Annotated in this window: 12 protein-coding genes; 4 read left to right on the plus strand and 8 right to left on the minus strand. The window is 64.1% G+C overall.

Features of this window, described 5'->3' with window-relative positions; all coding sequences use genetic code 11:
* The 3 genes from ACOCG7_RS06215 to ACOCG7_RS06225 are packed head-to-tail and all read right to left on the minus strand — an operon-like array spanning position 1 to position 4,365.
* Positions 1–1,095, minus strand: a complete 1,095-nt coding sequence (locus ACOCG7_RS06215) for a lipocalin-like domain-containing protein (RefSeq protein ID WP_421377233.1) — start codon at positions 1,093–1,095, stop codon at positions 1–3.
* Positions 1,095–3,668, minus strand: a complete 2,574-nt coding sequence (locus tag ACOCG7_RS06220; protein WP_421377235.1) for an ABC transporter permease — start codon at positions 3,666–3,668, stop codon at positions 1,095–1,097. The genes ACOCG7_RS06215 and ACOCG7_RS06220 overlap by 1 nt, the downstream gene beginning before the upstream one ends.
* The gene (locus ACOCG7_RS06225) at positions 3,655–4,365 is read right to left on the minus strand and encodes an ABC transporter ATP-binding protein (protein ID WP_421377237.1); all 711 of its coding nucleotides are present in this window, start codon (positions 4,363–4,365) and stop codon (positions 3,655–3,657) included. The genes ACOCG7_RS06220 and ACOCG7_RS06225 overlap by 14 nt, the downstream gene beginning before the upstream one ends.
* A gap of 262 nt (positions 4,366–4,627) precedes the next feature.
* Between ACOCG7_RS06225 and phaP the strand changes: the two genes are divergently transcribed.
* Both phaP and ACOCG7_RS06235 read left to right on the plus strand, forming a co-directional pair.
* Complete coding sequence (gene phaP / locus ACOCG7_RS06230) at positions 4,628–5,146, plus strand: TIGR01841 family phasin (RefSeq protein ID WP_421377239.1); 519 nt, start codon at positions 4,628–4,630, stop codon at positions 5,144–5,146.
* 425 nt (positions 5,147–5,571) lie between these two features.
* Positions 5,572–7,122, plus strand: a complete 1,551-nt coding sequence (locus ACOCG7_RS06235) for a complex I subunit 4 family protein (RefSeq protein ID WP_421377241.1) — start codon at positions 5,572–5,574, stop codon at positions 7,120–7,122.
* A gap of 47 nt (positions 7,123–7,169) precedes the next feature.
* Here the strand turns inward: ACOCG7_RS06235 and ACOCG7_RS06240 are convergent, their stop codons facing one another.
* The gene (locus ACOCG7_RS06240) at positions 7,170–7,445 is read right to left on the minus strand and encodes a hypothetical protein (protein WP_154873584.1); all 276 of its coding nucleotides are present in this window, start codon (positions 7,443–7,445) and stop codon (positions 7,170–7,172) included.
* 171 nt (positions 7,446–7,616) lie between these two features.
* Here ACOCG7_RS06240 and cysS point away from each other — a divergent pair, with 171 nt between their 5' ends.
* Together cysS and ACOCG7_RS06250 are read left to right on the plus strand one after the other, a co-directional pair.
* A complete protein-coding gene (gene cysS, locus ACOCG7_RS06245) occupies positions 7,617–9,002 on the plus strand; it encodes a cysteine--tRNA ligase (protein ID WP_073431150.1) in 1,386 nt (461 codons plus the stop codon).
* 128 nt (positions 9,003–9,130) lie between these two features.
* Positions 9,131–9,523: a carboxymuconolactone decarboxylase family protein gene (locus ACOCG7_RS06250; protein WP_421377244.1), complete on the plus strand. Its 393-nt coding sequence runs from the start codon at positions 9,131–9,133 to the stop codon at positions 9,521–9,523.
* 35 nt (positions 9,524–9,558) lie between these two features.
* On the opposite strand, the gene ACOCG7_RS06255 is transcribed toward ACOCG7_RS06250, so the two are convergent.
* The 4 genes from ACOCG7_RS06255 to ACOCG7_RS06270 all read right to left on the minus strand — a co-directional run bounded on the left by ACOCG7_RS06255 (position 9,559) and on the right by ACOCG7_RS06270 (position 14,958).
* Complete coding sequence (locus tag ACOCG7_RS06255; protein ID WP_073431148.1) at positions 9,559–10,245, minus strand: HAD family hydrolase; 687 nt, start codon at positions 10,243–10,245, stop codon at positions 9,559–9,561.
* Positions 10,246–10,351: 106 nt separating this feature from the next.
* The gene (locus ACOCG7_RS06260) at positions 10,352–11,803 is read right to left on the minus strand and encodes a cytochrome-c peroxidase (RefSeq protein WP_421377247.1); all 1,452 of its coding nucleotides are present in this window, start codon (positions 11,801–11,803) and stop codon (positions 10,352–10,354) included.
* A gap of 185 nt (positions 11,804–11,988) precedes the next feature.
* Positions 11,989–13,767 carry a phospholipase C gene (locus ACOCG7_RS06265; protein WP_421377249.1) on the minus strand — a complete coding sequence of 593 codons (1,779 nt, stop codon included), beginning with the start codon at positions 13,765–13,767 and terminating at the stop codon, positions 11,989–11,991.
* A gap of 192 nt (positions 13,768–13,959) precedes the next feature.
* Entirely contained in the window at positions 13,960–14,958 is a 999-nt protein-coding gene (locus ACOCG7_RS06270) for a UDP-glucuronic acid decarboxylase family protein (protein WP_421377251.1), read from the minus strand.
* Positions 14,959–14,984 lie beyond the last annotated feature (26 nt).

Consider the following 14,984-nt stretch of genomic DNA (forward strand, 5'->3'; position numbering starts at 1 on the left):
TCAATCCCTGCCGATTCGCAGCGCGTCCGCATAGCCGGTGAGTTCCAGATACGCCCGTCCGACGTCCGCGCCATCGCGGCTCACCCGCACCGCACCTTCCCAATACACCGCACCGGTCGATTGCCTGGAATCGAGTTCCTGGTCGTCCATCAAGGGATCGAGCCGCCATGTCAGCGCGCCGGTCTTGACCGTCATCGAAACCGGATAGGGCGTATTCGTGCGCGGCGAGCGCCACGTGCGTACCGGCGTGAAGTCGACCTGATCGCGGCCGAAGGTCGTCACTTCGCCGGCGCGATTTCTCATTGCCGCATGCGCCCACATCGCGCGCCCATCGCGACCGCGAATTCTGAACGCCATCAACGCCGAGCCGTCCGTCAGATTGGCGCCGAGCCAGTCCCAGCCGAGCGCATTCGCGTCGAGCAGCGTGCTCGACCATTCATGATCGAGCCACGCGGCGCCCGTGACGACCGTGCCGTCCTTCGATCTGCCGCCCGCCGCGGCCGGTCGAACGACAGTGCCGGTTACGCGCAAGTGCGGCTCGCTGTAGTAATAGCTCGCCTGTTCAGGCCGCGGACCCTTGCGCGAATAGCCGCGCTCGCCCTGGAGCAAGGGCGCTTGCGTCGGCGTCAGCGCGAGATGCAGCGAGAAGCCGTCCGCGTCGACCGTGACGTCATAGTGGCCGTCTGCGGCGCGAACGATTTTCCATGCATCGAGTTTGACGTCGGTGTTGTCCGGCTTCGCATAAGCGAGTCCGAAACCCTGGCGGGCAATGCGCTGATCGTGCGCGAGATGCCCCAACGCCGGATCGCTCAACGCGGCATGCGCGATGATCAATTGCGACGGCGCGAACGCGCTCGGATCGGCCGGATCATGACCCGTTGCCGAGCGAAAGAACGTGATCTGAAAACCGAGCGGCTGTTTGTCAGGCGTATCAAGCCAGCCGGTTGCGTACCACCACTCGGTGCGAAAACCGTCATGCGCGCCGCTGTCCTGCGCCAGCGAGATCGAATGGCCCGGCGTTACCGCTGCAAACTCCGGCGTCGCGGCGAACACCGACGAAGCCAGCAAAACGCCCGCGCAAAGTAGCGCCCGCATCACCAATCCTCCTTCACCGCGCGCACCGCATCCACCGACACCGCGCCGCGTCCCGCGATCACCGCCGTCGAGCACGACGAAGCCAGCATCACCAGCGCGACCGTGCCCAGCACGGTCCACGGAACGTGCAGCGACATGCTCCAATGAAACGATTGCGGATTGACGACGAACACCAGAATCAGACTGATCGCGAAGCCGAGCGCGAAACCCAACGCAATGCCGCAAGCGGTGAGCATGCCGCCTTCGAGCGCGAGAATCGCGAGAATCTGCGAGCGCGTCACACCCACGTGCCGCAGCATGCCGAACTCGCGAGCCCGCGCGAGCGTCTGCGCGGAAAACGTCGCGGCCACGCCGAACAGGCCGATCACGATCGCCACCGCCTCCAGCAGATAAGTGACCGCGAAGCTCCGGTCGAAGATGACGAGCGTGCGCGCGCGAATCTCGCCGGGTAGCGACAGATCCAGCGATGCGCCGAAGGGCAGCGCGCGCAATCCCGCGACCACGCGTTCGACGCTCGTTCCCGGCTGCAGGGTCACGGCCACATCGGTCGCGCTCGTGTCGGCGGTCAGGCGGCGATAGTCGGCGAGCCGTATCTGGATCGCGCCCGTCTGCCGCACGTAATCGCGCCACACGCCGGCCACGACGAATACATGGCCGCGCTCGCCAAGCGGCAATTGCACGCGCCGGCCAAGCTGGTACCCATACAGATCGATCATGGCTTCGGATACCCAGATGGGTGTTTCGTCTTCGTGAAGCTCGGACGGACTCAGTATCGCGCCGGTCATTTGCAGGTTCGCGCCGGGATCGGCGGCGTCGATTTCACGCGCGAGCACGGCGATGTCCGGGCGCGCGGGATCGAGCGTGAGATGCGACGTGCGGGCGAACGCCGCCTTGCGGATGCCGGGCACGGCTGCGAGCAGCGTCTGTTCAGCGGGACGCAAGCCGCCGGTATCGCCGTTCGGCGCTGCGCGCACGTACAGATCGGCCGACAGCAGATGACCCAGCCAGTCCTCGACGGAAACACGGAAGCTGGCCACCATGATCGCCATCGCGACGATCAGCGCGAAGCTCGACAACACGCCGCCCATCGCGATCGACGCGTGGCCCGGCGCATTCGCGAGACGCGCCAGCGCGAGCGTGCCCGCCGCGCTCACGCGACGCCGCGCGCCGAACGCACGGCTCGCCGCGCCGAAGAGGAGCGCGGTCACGCGCGGCATCAGCGCGATCCCGCCGAGCAACAACAGCGCGACGGCGAGATAGCCGGCAATCGGCGCATCGAACAGGGGCGGCAACCGCGTGAGAACGGCGGCGGCGAGCAGGCACAGTAGAGCGGGCCACGGCGTGGCGAGCCGCGCCAACGCGCCTTCCTCGGCGCCCGCCTTGAGCGCGGCCGCGGGCTTCGCGCGGGCCGCTTCCAACGCCGGGGCGAGACTGCCGAATACCGACACCGCGATTCCCAGCGTCAGAAACAGCGCGCTGGCGAGCGGTTCGAAGCCGACTTGCGGCTCTACGCCGGGAAAGTAGCCGCCGCCAAGATCGCTGCCGAAAAAGCGCAGCGCGCCGCTCGCCATCGCATAGCCGAGCGCGAGCCCGGAGAGCGAGCCGAGCAGTCCGAGCAACGCGCCTTCCATCAGGATCTGGCGCAGCAACTGGCCGCGTGTCAGTCCGAGTACGCGCAGCATTGCGAATTGCGCGCGCCGCCGCACGACGCTCAGCGCCTGCGTCGAAAACACGAGGAACGCGCCGGTGAAAAGCGCGACCAGCGCGAGCACGTTCATGTTGATTCGATAAGCGCGCGATAGACGATCGGTGCAGCTCTCGGCATCGCGTGTTTCGGCGATCACCCACTGGTTGCCCAGGCGTGCCTGCAGTTCACGCCTGAAGCGCTCGCGATCCACACCGCGTTTGAGCAGCAAGTCGACGCGCGAGAGCTTGCCGGCATTGCCGAACTTCCATTGGGCGGCGGCGATATCCATCACGGCGAGCCGCTGACCCGGACGCGTTCTCACCAGGCCGCCGGCCACGCGCAAATGCACGATGGACGTGCCGCTTCGCAGCGCGATGCGGTCGCCGGTTGTCACCTTCAACCATTGCTGCGCCGCCGTGGAGAGAAACACCGTGTCGCTCGCGAGCGTATCGAACGGCCGGTCCGGCGACGGCACGCCGGTCAGATCGGGCGCGATGCGGCCCGCCTTGAAGACGTCGATGCCGAGCACCGGCAGCGCGGCGCTTTGATTCGGCACGGTGACGTCGAGCGCGAGCACGGGACTCGCCAGCGCGACGCCGGGCTCGGTTGCGAGGCGCGGATAAACGGACTCGTCGAATGAAGCGTGCGCGCCGCGCACCTGAAGATCCGCGACGCCCGAGAGACTGCGGGCCGCCGCGGAGAATTCAATGAAGGCCGCGCTATTGATCAATTGCACCGCGTAACCGAGCGCCACGCCGAGCGCGATGGTGGCGATCGCGACCAGCGCGCGTCCGCGATGACTGCGCCATTCGGCGCCGAGCAGCCAGCGCGCGAGCAGGCGGTGTCCGTGCCTGCGCGGCAGTGAACGTGGCTCAGTGCGCGTCATGGTCGGATCGCGCGGTGTGCCCGGACGATGCGTGCAAACCGCGATCGCTCAGAATCAGTATGCGGTCGGCGATTGCCGCGGCGGCTTGCGAGTGCGTGACCATGATCGTGGCCGCGCCCGTTGCCTTGCTTTGCGCGCGAAACAGGGCGAGCACGTCGTGCGCGGTATCGGGATCGAGATTGCCGGTGGGTTCGTCGGCGAGAATCAGTTTGGGATGGTGCACGAGCGCGCGTGCGATCGCGACGCGCTGCAATTCGCCGCCGGAGAGTTGGCGCGGAAAATCGTCGCCGCGGCCGCTCAAGCCGACCGCCGCGAGCATGTCGAGCGCACTGGCCGTGGACAGATTGTTCAGCAACAGTGGCAGCGCAACGTTTTGCGCGAGCGTGAGATGCGGCAGCACGTGGAATGCCTGGAACACGAAGCCGAGTTTTTGCCGGCGCAGACGCGTAGCCGCATTGTCGTCGAGACGCGCAACGGCGCTTCCGTCGATGATCACCTCGCCGCTATCCGCGCTGTCGAGACCGGCGATCAGATTGAGCAGCGTCGATTTGCCGACGCCCGAGTCGCCCATGATCGCGACGAATTCTCCCTGCTCCAGCGTGAAATCGAGTTGCGCCAGCACGATGCGGCCGGCGCCATAGCTTTTGCTCAGTCCGCGGCACTCGAGCGCGGGAACGGCAGTGTCCTCACCAGGCATGCGGTATCCGGTCAGTCAGGCAGAAGAGGGCGGCGTGGCGGCGGCCGATGAATGTGCGCGCCGCACATGCGTGTTGTTTGTGAACCGGCGCAGTATAAGCGGCTTGCCGGCGTGGCGCAGGGCTCGCTGCGCGCGCTCCGATACGCGCTTCATTATCGTTCGCCGCCGTACCCCGATGGAACAGCGCTTGGTGCGACCCAGCGGCGGTCGACGACTGCTCGCCAGCCTCAGCGCGGCGAAAACGTCCTTTCCGGAGTGCACCATGACCAGCCAGATCTCGCAGCAACTTGTCGACACACAGAGCGCCGGCATCGCCGCTTTTGGCGACTTCGCGCAACGTGCGTTCGAGGGTTTCGAAAAAGTGACGCAGTTGAATGTGCAGGCGATCAAAACGAGTCTCGCGGAGCGTCAGGCGATTGTGTCCGAAGCGCTGTCGCCTGCCTCGCCATTCGACCTGTTCTTTTTGCAGACGCAACTGACCGAAGCCGCCGCGACCAAGGCGAAAGCCTACGTGACGCATCTCGGCGAAATCGTCGCGCAGAATCAGCTTGAATTGATCGCCACGGCGCGGCAGGGCTTCGCGAACTACGCGCGCGAATTCGAGGCGTGGATCACCGCAACCGGTGACGACGCGCAGCAAACGGGTGCGGACGCGGCGTACCCGATGCTTCCCTCGGCAACCGCGATCAGCGAGACGGAGCAACAGACCGACGTCGCGATCCTCGACAGTACCGGCAACGTGGTGTCGGGGCGCGGCTCGCGCCGGCGCTCAACGAATTAGGCGCGAACGTAATAGGGCGATGAGAAGAACCTGCTCCCGTCGCCGAATACTTTCAAAAACATAACATCGCGTAGTCCAGCCGCGGCTTCCTCTTCTCCTCATGCCTCGCTTTGGGGCATGCAGCCCTTCGTCTTCCTCGTTTGACGAGTGACGGAATGTGCGTCTGCACATTCCGTCTTTTCGTTCAAGAGCGTTCCTGGCAATGGCGCATTTCGCCTAGTACTTTTTTCATTGATGCGCTGCAAAATCTTTTATATAAGGGTAATCTCCTACTCCTTGCTGATTTGCCTCAAAGAAACGTCGTTTAGCGCCGCCCGACTTCCTCAGCGAACCAAAGCCTTCAAATTCGTTTCAATGCTTTCTCATTTGAAAGTATTGGAGGGGTGTTTTGCACTCGTTTTCGCACACCAAGTATCCAAGAACACATGCCATTGCCTCCGCTTCTCAGTCTTCTCATCTGGATCCCCATTGTTGCCGGCCTGGTCGTGCTGCGCGCCGGATCGGACAAGGCCCGCGGCCGCACCCGCATGCTCGCTCTCGCCGGTGCGGTGGCGGGCTTCCTGCCGGTCATTCCGCTGGTCGCGAATTTCCGCAACGACGTCACGTCGATGCAGTTCGTCGAGAACGTCCGCTGGTCGCCCACCTTCGATATCGCGTGGCATGTGGGGGTGGACGGGATTTCGTTGTGGCTGGTCGCGCTGACCGCGCTCACGACGATCATCATCGTGGTGGCTTCGTGGGAGTCGATCACCGAGCGCACCGCGCAGTACTTCGGCGCGTTCCTGATGTTGTCCGGTTTCATGCAAGGCGTGTTCACGTCGCTCGACGGCATGTTGTTCTTCATCTCGTTCGAAGCGACGCTGATTCCGCTCTATCTGCTGATCGGCACGTGGGGGCATTCGAACCGCTCGTACGCCGCGGTGAAGTTCTTCTTCGTCTCGTTCCTCGGCTCGCTGATGATGCTGATGTCGATGCTGTATCTGTACAGTCAGACGCACAGCTTCGACCTCGCGCTATGGCGTGAAACGCGCCTCGGCACCATGCCGCAGGTTCTGATCTTCCTGGGCTTCCTTGCCGCCTTCGGTGTGAAGGTGCCGATGTGGCCGCTGCATAGCTGGCTGCCGGACGTTCACCTCGACGGTCCGACCGGCGCCGCCGTGATGATCGGCATGCTGAAGCTGGGCGGTTATGGCCTGCTGCGTTTCGCGTTGCCGATCGCGCCGCAGGCAAGCCACTTCTTCGCGCCGATGATGATCGCGCTGTCGCTCGTCGCGGTGATCTATGCGAGCCTGCTGGCGCTCGTGCAAACCGACATGCGCCGTTTGCTCGCCTATTCGACGGTCGCACACATGGGGCTCGTCACGCTCGGTCTGTTCGTCTTCAACCGCATCGGCCAGGCCGGCGCGATCGTGCAGATGCTGTCATATGGCGTGGTGTCCGGCGCGATGCTGTTGTGTACGGGCATGCTGTACGACCGCACGAAAACCGCGTCGATCGCCGAATACGGCGGCGTCGCCAATACGATGCCGCGCTTCGCCGCATTCGTGATGCTGTTCTCGATGGCCAATATCGGTCTGCCGGGCACCTCGGGTTTCGTCGGCGAGTTCATGGTGCTGATGGGCGCGATCCGCTTCAACTTCTGGATCGGCTCGATCGCGGCTTCCACCCTGATCCTGAGCGCGGCCTACACGTTGTGGATGTACAAGCGCGTGATCTTCGGCGCGATTGCCAATGCGCGCGTCGCCAAACTCCAGGATCTCGGCAAGCGCGAGTTCGCGTTGCTTGGCGCAATGGCGTTGCTCGTGCTCGCCATCGGCCTCGATCCGAAGCCGTTTACCGATGCGATCGATCCTTCGGTCGGCACGCTGCTGGCGCAATCGGAGCGGTCGGTACGTCCTGCGGAGTCGGCGCCGGACGGCGGCGATCATTTGCAGGCAGCGGCTCCTGCTGCTGTGGCGGTCCGCACGCCGGGCTGATGGGGCGGGGGCATTGCGGGTGCGGCATGTGCGGCGCGGATGCTGCGTCAAAAACAGTTCTGCGCGCTTCGATACAAGCCTCTTGAATCACGCTCTTGCATGACGCGGTGGTTCAGATTCTCGTGCAGGTCGTCGTGCATCCGGTTTTCTTCCCGCACATGAAGACCTCTGGTTTGGAAGCGTGCTCGTTCACAGCGCTGACCGCGCTCATGTGATCGGCGCGTCTTGAAGGGGTTTTTGTGTCGACGGGCATATGGCACGCCGTGGGGCTCGACGGCTTTGAGATTGACCCGCCCGCAAACACCAGTTAGCATCGTTTCCATGATCGCTTCTATTCTTTCCCGTCCGCATTCTTTGCGCGCATGCTGTCACAGCCTGCCGAGGGGAGCTTGCGTCTAGCGAGTCGAGCTGAACACGTCCGTATCCCTGAGGCCACCCGTCACACGACCGGTGGCTTTTTTCATTCATGAAGCACTCAGCGCGAAAGAATCAAAATGCCGCTCACCCTGTACGACACGTGGTCGCGCGCCTTGCGCGCTTTCAAGCCGATTCGCGCGAATCACGTTGGCCTCTACTGCTGCGGCCCCACCGTGTACGACCACGCGCATATCGGCAATCTTCGAACGTATGTGTTCGAAGACGTACTGCGGCGCGTGCTGACGCTGAACGGCTACATCGTGCGGCACGTCGTCAACATTACCGACGTCGGCCATCTCGTCTCCGATGCGGACGAAGGCGAAGACAAGATGGAAAAGGGCAGCCGGCGCACCGGCGAATCCGCATGGGCGATTGCCGAACGGTACACGTCGGCGTTCATGGACGACTGGCGCGCGCTCAATTTGCTGGAGCCCGCCGTCTGGTGCCGCGCGACCGATCACATTGCCGAGCAGATCGACTTTATCGACGGGCTCGAGCGCAATGGCTACACGTACACGACGACGGACGGTGTCTACTTCGACACGAGCAGGCAGGACGATTACGGCTATTTGGCGCGTCTCGACGCAGCGGGCCTGCATGCCGGCAAGCGGATTGCGCTTGGGGAAAAGCGGCATGCGACGGACTTCGCGCTGTGGAAATTCAGCCCGCCCGGCGCCACGCGTCAAATGGAATGGGACAGTCCGTGGGGACGCGGTTTTCCAGGCTGGCATATCGAGTGCTCGGCGATGTCGGCGAAATATCTCGGACCGTGGTTCGATATTCATTGCGGCGGTGAAGATCACATTGCCGTGCATCACAGCAATGAAATCGCGCAGACTCAGGCGCGCCACGGCACGCGACTCGCAAATTTCTGGATGCACGGCCATTTCCTCACGCTGGACACCGGCAAGATGTCGAAGTCGGGAGGTGACTTTGTGCGCCTGAGGACGTTGAGCGAGCGCGGCATCGATCCGCTTGCCTACCGTTATTTGTGCCTGAGCGCCCATTATCGGAGCAGTTTACGTTTTAACGATGCCGCGCTGAATGCGGCGCAAGCCGCGTTGGAACGCTTGCGCCGCACTTACGCACAGTGGCCGGAGGGCGGCACGCCGGACGCGAATTGCATGGCCCGCTTCAAGGCCGAGGTCGATCTGGATCTGAACCTGCCGCGCGCACTGGCGGTGTTGTGGGACGTGGTGAGGAGCGAATTGCCTGCCGCGACGCGAAGAGCGACCGTCGATCGCCTGGATGCGGTACTCGGTCTCGGTCTCGCTGACTGGCGAGACGACACCGCCACGATTCCCGCGGAAGTCGCGCTACTGGCGCAAGAGCGCGTAAAGGCCCGCGAGGCCAGGCGTTGGAGCGAAGCCGACCGTCTGCGTGATGCGTTGCGAGCGGCGGGCTGGCATGTGGAAGACAGCTTGAGTGGGCAAGTGCTGCGGCCGCTCGATAAACCGCGATAGTGCGGCGCTGGATCGCGGCGCCGACCGTCCGCGCGCACCGCTCGCAAGATTGTGGGCACAATTGACAAAGGCGCGAGCCGCGCCGCCCATCACCAACCCAGCACCAACCCGCACCAAAAGGAGCACCCATGAGCCAGCTTCAACCCATCGACCATTCCACCGCATCCCCGCAAGTCAAAGCGGTCTACGACGACATCAAGCAGACCCGCCAGGTGGACGACGTCAACAACTTCTGGAAATTCATCGCCAACCATCCGCCGACACTCGCGCGCACGTGGGACAGCCTGAAAGATGTCATGGCGCCCGGCGCGCTCGATCCGCTGATCAAGGAACTGCTTTACGTCGCGGTGAGCGTGACCAACAATTGCGGCTATTGCGTGGCGAGCCACACGGCCGCGGCGCGGCGCGCCGGCATGACCGACGAGATGTTCGGCGAACTGCTGGCGGTGGTCGGCATGGCGAACGAGACCAACCGTCTCGCCGTGGGCTATCGCGTACCGATCGACCCCGCGTTCGAATAGCCGAACGCGGCGTTAGCGTTAAACGCAACGCGCCTTTAACGCGCGCTCCATTCCGCGAGCAGGCGAGGCAACCCGGCCATGTCCCGAAAGATCTGCGCCGCGCCCGCGCCATGCAAGGCGGTGGCGCTGCTGTGGCCCAACTCGCTCGGGCAATAGCCGAACACGGTGGCGCCGGCGGCCACGCCCGCCGTTGCGCCCGTCACCGTATCCTCCACCACCGCGCAACGGCGCGGGTCCACGCCCAATGCGGCGGCGGCCGCCAGATAGACGTCGGGATACGGCTTGCTGCGAGGCGTTTCGTGACCGCTGAAAATCCGCCCTTCGAAGCATTCGAGAATGCCCGCCTTGGCGAGTTGCAATTCCACCTTGATGCGGTCCGCGCCCGACGCCACCGCAATGCGTCCGTTCAGCGCCGAATGAAGCGCGCGCACCGCGGCCGCCGCGCCCGGAATCGCCACCAGTTCCCGATCGAGCGCCGCATTGCGGCGCGCGCGAAACTGCATGAGCCAGTCCGCCGTGATTGCGTAGCCGGTGCGCGCCTCGATCAACGCGGCTTCGTCCTTCACGGCCTTGCCGACAAAAATGCGCATCGTCTCTTCGACGCTCAAATGCCAGCCCAACTCGCCGAGCATGTCGGTGAGCACGCGGTTGGTGATGGGTTCTGAATCGACGAGCACGCCGTCGCAGTCGAAGAGTACGGCGTCGAAGGGAAAATCGGCCATCTGGCGGGAGGGATAAAAGTTCGTGGAGCCGGCAAGGATACCTCACCGGCTCTCACGACGCCGCGCAGCGCAGCGGCAGCGCGAGGCATGCGTGCGCCGTCACGCTTCAGGACTTGCCGTCCTTATACCCGTCGTTCAACGTTTTCATGAACGCGATGATGTCCTGTATGTCCTGATCGTTCATCGCGGGCTGATCGCCGAACTTGCGATCGAACGGCGCGTCGCCGACATCGACGTTGGCGTGATACTGCGCCGGCAGATCGTCGTACTTCCGCACCTTGCCGGCCGCGTCGCGCGGATAGATCTTTTCCGGCGCGGTATTGCGCAGGTTATAGAAGTCCATCACCTGCTTCAGATCGTGATACACGCCGTTATGAAAAAACACCTTGCGTTGCGCCGCATTGCGCAAGGTCGGCGTCAGGAACATCCCGCAGTACTGCGTCTGTTGTGCGAGATCGTGGCGAAACGGCCCGCATACGCCCATGTCGAAGAAGGTCGGGTTCTTGTTGGCCGGAATCGCCGGATTGCGCGGCACGCCCAGCGCTTCATACTGCGTGTCGGTGAAGAGCGGCGGCAAGCCGTCCTTGCTCGGCTGGCTCAAGTGGCAGCCCGCGCAGTTGGCCTTGTCTTTATCGTTGAATAGCTGCAAGCCATGCAGTTCGGCATGCGTGAGACGCGCCTTGCCTTCGAGCCAGTCGTCGTACTTGCTGCTGAACGCATGAAACGACGGGTCCTCGATCTGATACCGACCCACGGCGAACATCGCCTCGGAAATCAACAGGCTCGGGTTGCCGACGATGGCGGGGCCGAACAGTTGCCTGAACTGATCCACGTACCGGGTTTGCAGCAGCTTGCGCGCGACATCCTCCGGCGTGGCATTGGCCATTTCCACTGGATTCGTCAGCGGCCCAAGCGCCTGGTCCTGCAACGTATCGGCGCGGCCGTCCCAGAACAGGCCGCCTTGCGGCACCATCGCCGGAGCGGCGGGCGCGGCGAGCGCGGTCTTTTGCGCGCGCTGCATGCCGGCGGCCTGCGACGCGAGTTGCGTCATGTCCACCGGCGCGTCGGTGTCGCCCTGATCCGGGCCGATGCTGAACGGCGCCTGCCGGTACAGATACGTCAGCGAAGGCGGCGGCCGGTAGCCCGCCTGATTCAGATGCGCGCCGCCGAGTTGCACGGGGAACGCGTTATCCGGCCCATACGAATGCTGCGGCGAGTGGCACGACGCGCACGATTGCGTGCCGGAAGCCGACAGGCTCGTGTCGAAGAAAATCTGTTTGCCGAGCAGCGCGACCGCGCTCAGCGGTGCGTTTTGCGGACGCAGCAAATGAACCGGATGCGGATTCGCGCCGGTGAGCTCCTCGACGATCGCGCCCACCGCGGGCGGCATGCGCTCGGGGTAGATCAGCGCATACGCGCAATAGACGACGAAGGCGAGCGCGATGCCCGCCGCGCTCCATGCAAGCCGCTTGCGCCGCGAGCGGCGGGCGATCGCCGGACCCGGCTCGCCGCCCGCGGGCAGAGGCGATGGCAAGGTGGCGTCTGAAGAATGGTTCATGGCGTTGATGACAAGTAACTCGATTGGTGCGATCAAAACGCGAATCGAGCCAGCACCTTTGCACTGGCTCGACGCCTGCTTACATCTCGCGGTCTTTCACGCTGGGTTTGAAGCCTTGCTTGCGGGCGCGATGCACGAATACGGCTGTGTGGATCGCGCCCCGCACGGCATGAGGCATGAGCGCGCTAAATAGCCGGCGGCGCCGAGAGCTTCGTGCCGAGGTTCGGATCGAGATACAGCGGCGGCGTCTTGCCCGCGCCCGCGAAGTCGAACAGGTTCATGATGCTGCCCGCGCTCGCGTCGAACGAACCGCCGCCGAGGCGTTGGCCGCCCAGCCAGTTGTCCTCGATGAAGCGCACCACGGAGGCCTGCGTGATCGGCGTGTCGTCGACGAAATTGACCTTGGCCCACGGCGACACCACGATAAACGGCGTGCGCGTACCCGGACCGCAACGGCCGTTCACCGCGCCGCCGTTCACGCCTTGCGGCTGCACCGCGCCCGCCGCCGTGCACTGACCCGCGCCGGAGAGGTTGTCGCTGCCGGCCACCGTCTTGCCGCCGGCCGATTGCGCGGTGGTCGAGTCGAACGACGAACTCGTCGGCGCCTTGAAGCGATGGTCGTACCAGCCGTCCGAATCGTCGTAGGCGATGATCACGGCGGTGTTCTTCCAGTCAGGCTGCTGTTCCAGGAAGTTGACCACCTTCGTGACGAAGGCCTGCTCGTCGATCGGATCGGAGTTGCCCGGATGTCCGTCTTCCACGGCGGGCGCTTTCAGGAAGCTCACCGACGGATAGTTGCCCGCCTTCACCGCGGCGAAGAAGTCGTCCGTGTCGTACTGGTGGTGAACCGGCGTGGCGGTGTTGTCGAGCGGATCGGTCGAGCCGATCAGCGCCGTCGACGACGGGCGCGTATGCGCGAGGTTGGCCGTGCTCGCGTAATACTGGAACCACGCATGATGCTGCACGTAGTCGGTCTTGGTCGCGTTCAGCACTTGCGAGAACGTGGAGCGTGCGCAGCCGGTGGTGCCGTTCGCATTGACCGTTTGCAGGTTGAAGCCGCCCATGAAGCCGCCCCACGTGAGGCCCTTCGCGTTGAGCAGGTCGCCGATGTTCCTGTTCTGCGACGACATCGTGCCCGTCACGGTGCTGTGCGCCGCGATCGTGCAGACGTCGCCGGTCGGGTCGAGATCGCCGACCATCGTGAAGCCGCCCGTCGAATCGGGAATCGCGTTGGCGGAAGTGCCGCCCGACACGATCACGCCGTTGTTCTGCCCCGACACGACGGCGAGCGCGCCCGGCGTCGACGGACCGTAGGTATCGGTGTACGCGTTCTGGTTCATCGCGAAGTTCTGCGCGTAGTTCCACAAGGCGGTGACGGTATTGCCGTCGAAGTAGCCGAGCACCTGGCCCTTCGTCGCAAACGCGCCGGTGCTGCCGGCAATCGTCGAGCCCGCCGCCGTGAAGAGCGGGAACGAGTCCATCGCGCCGTTGTTGTAGGCGAGCTGTTCCGCGGCATACGCGTGATTCTGGCTCGCCGTGTTGGCCTGCGAGCGGTCCAGACGGAACGGCAGCAGATCGGCTGCCGGCAGGCCGAGGCCGAGAATCGTCACGAGGCCGACCGTGCGGCCCGCCGTATTCGGCGAGGCGGGCAGCGCGTTCGGGTTCGTCGCGATGAGGTTGTTGCTGCTGAGGTTGTTGACCGCCGGCGTGCCGGCCGCCGCCGTGAATTGCGGCTCGCCGACCGGGTTGGCGGCTTGCGGGTAGGTCGCGAAGTAATGATCGAACGACACGTTCTCGCCGAAGATCACGACCACGTGCTTGATCGGCGTGGCCGTTGCAACGGCGTCCTGTGCCGACACCGTCGCGGCGGGCGCGGACGCGCTCGGGCTCACGGTATCGTTGCCGCACGCGGCGAGCGCGAGCAGCGCCGCAAGCGGAATGGGTAAGAGGGTTCTACGGAACATGTGACGGGCTCCAGATTCGACTTCGCCGTTCAGCGTTTCCATCGACGTGCGTGTGGAAATGAGCTGGGGATATTGTTAGAAAGGGTGCTGATGGTCTTGCCGCAAGAAACTGCGCGCATTGAAACACCCGCTGATTAAGATTTCGGGGCGTGGACATTACGTCACCTCTCGATCGCCATTCGTTTGCATAACTCAGGCTGTCGTTCCGCTGACATGCGGCGGCCGGGCAGCCGCCGCGCCTGCCTCGATTCGCGCGCGGAAATATTGCGCGGTCGCCTTCAACCCTTCGTCGAGTCCGGTTCGCGGCTCCCAGCCGAACAACTCGCGCGCGCGCGAAATATCCGGCCGGCGATGCCACGGATCGTCGGTCGGCAGGGGCCGCAGTTCGAAGCGCGATGAAGAACCGGTCACCTGGACGATGCGCCCGGCGATCTCCAGCATGCTCACTTCATGCGGATTGCCGAGATTGACCGGGCCGCCCGGATCGTCCGCCGTGTTCATCAAGCCGATGAACGCGTCGATCATGTCGTCCACGTAGCAGAACGAGCGGGTTTGCGAGCCGTCGCCGTAGAGGGTGATGGGCTCGCCGTGCAAGGCCTGCATCATGAAGTTCGAGACCACGCGGCCATCGGCGGGATGCATGCGCGGCCCATACGTATTGAAGATGCGCGCGATACGGATCGACAGCCCGTGCTGGCGCCGGTAATCCATGAACAGCGTTTCGGCGCAGCGTTTACCTTCGTCGTAGCACGAACGCGGGCCGATCGGATTCACGTGGCCCCAGTAGTCCTCTTTCTGCGGATGCACGAGCGCGTCGCCGTACACCTCGCTCGTCGACGCCTGGAAGATTTTCGCCTTCACGCGCTTCGCGAGTCCCAGCATGTTGATCGCGCCGTGCACGCTGGTCTTGGTGGTCTGCACCGGATCGTGCTGATAGTGAACCGGCGAGGCCGGGCAGGCGAGGTTGTAGATCTCGTCCACTTCCACATAGAGCGGAAAGGTCACGTCGTGCCGCATCAATTCGAAGTTGGGGCAATCGAGCAGATGCGCGATGTTGTCCTTCGTGCCGGTGTAGAAGTTATCGACGCACAGCACGTCGTGCCCTTGCGTGACGAGCCGTTCGCACAAATGCGAGCCGAGAAAACCGGCGCCGCCGGTGACCAGAATCCGCTTGCGGGTGAGTTCTTTCATGATGTGTTCTCGATAGTGGAGCGCGT

It is taken from the genome of Paraburkholderia sp. DD10 (assembly GCF_049177125.1).
Classification (GTDB): Bacteria; Pseudomonadota; Gammaproteobacteria; order Burkholderiales; family Burkholderiaceae; genus Paraburkholderia; species Paraburkholderia terricola.

Coding starts and splice junctions, on each gene's coding strand:
- ACOCG7_RS06240 (WP_154873584.1), bottom strand. CDS start 7,445: ATGGAAACGATGCTAACTGGTGTTTGCGGGCGGGTCAATCTCAAAGCC.
- ACOCG7_RS06225 (WP_421377237.1), bottom strand. CDS start 4,365: ATGCCTGGTGAGGACACTGCCGTTCCCGCGCTCGAGTGCCGCGGACTG.
- cysS (WP_073431150.1), top strand. CDS start 7,617: ATGCCGCTCACCCTGTACGACACGTGGTCGCGCGCCTTGCGCGCTTTC.
- ACOCG7_RS06270 (WP_421377251.1), bottom strand. CDS start 14,958: ATGAAAGAACTCACCCGCAAGCGGATTCTGGTCACCGGCGGCGCCGGT.
- ACOCG7_RS06265 (WP_421377249.1), bottom strand. CDS start 13,767: ATGTTCCGTAGAACCCTCTTACCCATTCCGCTTGCGGCGCTGCTCGCG.
- ACOCG7_RS06255 (WP_073431148.1), bottom strand. CDS start 10,245: ATGGCCGATTTTCCCTTCGACGCCGTACTCTTCGACTGCGACGGCGTG.
- ACOCG7_RS06260 (WP_421377247.1), bottom strand. CDS start 11,803: ATGAACCATTCTTCAGACGCCACCTTGCCATCGCCTCTGCCCGCGGGC.
- phaP (WP_421377239.1), top strand. CDS start 4,628: ATGACCAGCCAGATCTCGCAGCAACTTGTCGACACACAGAGCGCCGGC.
- ACOCG7_RS06215 (WP_421377233.1), bottom strand. CDS start 1,095: ATGCGGGCGCTACTTTGCGCGGGCGTTTTGCTGGCTTCGTCGGTGTTC.
- ACOCG7_RS06220 (WP_421377235.1), bottom strand. CDS start 3,668: ATGACGCGCACTGAGCCACGTTCACTGCCGCGCAGGCACGGACACCGC.
- ACOCG7_RS06235 (WP_421377241.1), top strand. CDS start 5,572: ATGCCATTGCCTCCGCTTCTCAGTCTTCTCATCTGGATCCCCATTGTT.
- ACOCG7_RS06250 (WP_421377244.1), top strand. CDS start 9,131: ATGAGCCAGCTTCAACCCATCGACCATTCCACCGCATCCCCGCAAGTC.